Below are 1,537 nucleotides of genomic sequence, written 5' to 3' on the forward strand. Positions count from 1 at the left end.
CGGGCAATGTTATATATTTTGACTTTGATTCAACAACCAAAATGCTTTCAAAAACTGAAGAAACGCAAGAGCATAGAGAAATGCTAGAGTACTATAAAAAAACGCTTGCCGTGTCCGATATGTACTTAAACCAAAAATAATGGAGAGAAATTATGCAAACAGTTCTTGTGATTATCGTCGTTTTAATTGTTTTTGCCGGATTGTATTTTCTTGCGACTTACAATAAATTTGTAATGCTTAGAAACAGAGTTAAAGAAGCAGGGAGCGATATGGAAGTACAGATGAAACGTCGTTATGACTTGATACCTAACCTTGTAGAAACAATTAAGGGTTATGCTGCTCATGAGAAAAACACTTTGGAAGCTGTTATAAAAGCTAGGAATTCCGCTATGCAGGCGACCGGAACCATCGCTGACAAAGCAAATGCGGAAAATGTACTATCGGGAACACTAAAATCTCTTTTTGCATTATCTGAAAGCTATCCAAATTTAAAAGCAAATACAAATTTTTTAGAACTGCAAAAAGAACTTGCAGATACTGAAAACAAAATACAAGCAAGCCGCAGATTTTATAATTCAAACGTTTTTGTACTCAACACAAAACTTGAAATATTCCCGAGCAATCTTATCGGAAACGCATTTGGCTTTACAAAACAGGATTTTTTCAAACTAAACGAAAACGAACAAACTGCAAAAGACCCCGTCAAAGTTTCGTTTTAATCTTTTTACTCACAGTAATATTTAACATTTTGATTTTAAAATAGAATCAATTGTTACGGGCGCCAGTTCGTGATAGTTGATTCTTGAAAAACAAATAATATACTACTAGAATGTACAAAGACAACGAAAACAAGTTGCATAAGAGAGTTTTTAAATGGGTATATTAACTACCGTCGAAGTTAGTAAAAAACTTAATATTCCAAGATCATCTTTATATTATTTAATAAATACAGGCAGAATTTCCTCGCCTGATAAAAAGTCTAACCGCACTATTTGGTCTTCTAAATTGGTTTCTCAAGTACAAGATACTATTGAACAAAAGCATCTTCCTAAGCGACAAGATACCATCTTACCTTATAGAACAACAGATATTAACAATCGCAGGTATTTAGGAAATAAATATAGACTGCTGCCATTTATTAAAAAGGTTATAGCTGATAACTGTAATGATATTGATAGCATTGCAGATATATTTGCAGGAACAGGAGCTGTCAGCACGCTGTTTAAGGATAGAAAAATAATTACTAATGATATGATGTATAGTAATTTTATTTGTCATTTAGCGTGGTTTGGCTCTGAAAATATATCAAGAGAAAAAATTATTGAAATYATTAAAAATTATAATGAGATTAAAATCAAAAAAGACATATAATTGTCTTTTTTTGATTTTAATCTCATTATAATTTTTAATAATTTCAATAATTTTTTCTCTTGATATATTTTCAGAGCCAAACCACGCTCTTATTGAAGAATTCTGGAAATCAAGAAAAAAATAAAGAATGGAATGCAATTACACAAGCCGCATATTATAAATTTAT

General features: G+C 31.1%; 2 protein-coding genes. Both read left to right on the forward strand.

Going from position 1 to position 1,537, the window contains the following annotated elements; genetic code table 11:
* Window positions 1-152: 152 nt before the first annotated feature.
* Window positions 153-719 (forward strand): LemA family protein, encoded by a 567-nt coding sequence (locus LE180_RS06675; protein ID WP_374134674.1) that lies wholly within the window; start codon window positions 153-155, stop codon window positions 717-719.
* A gap of 154 nt (window positions 720-873) precedes the next feature.
* On the forward strand, window positions 874-1,371 hold the full coding sequence (locus LE180_RS06680; RefSeq protein ID WP_374134675.1) for a DNA adenine methylase: 498 nt from the start codon (window positions 874-876) through the stop codon (window positions 1,369-1,371).
* Window positions 1,372-1,537 lie beyond the last annotated feature (166 nt).

The sequence above is a fragment of the Candidatus Endomicrobiellum pyrsonymphae genome (assembly GCF_020328025.1).
Lineage (GTDB): Bacteria > Elusimicrobiota > Endomicrobiia > Endomicrobiales > Endomicrobiaceae > Endomicrobiellum > Endomicrobiellum pyrsonymphae.

Bases quoted from the DNA above. Each gene is read 5' to 3' on its own strand.
- LE180_RS06675 (WP_374134674.1), top strand. From the start codon at position 153: ATGCAAACAGTTCTTGTGATTATCGTCGTTTTAATTGTTTTTGCCGGA.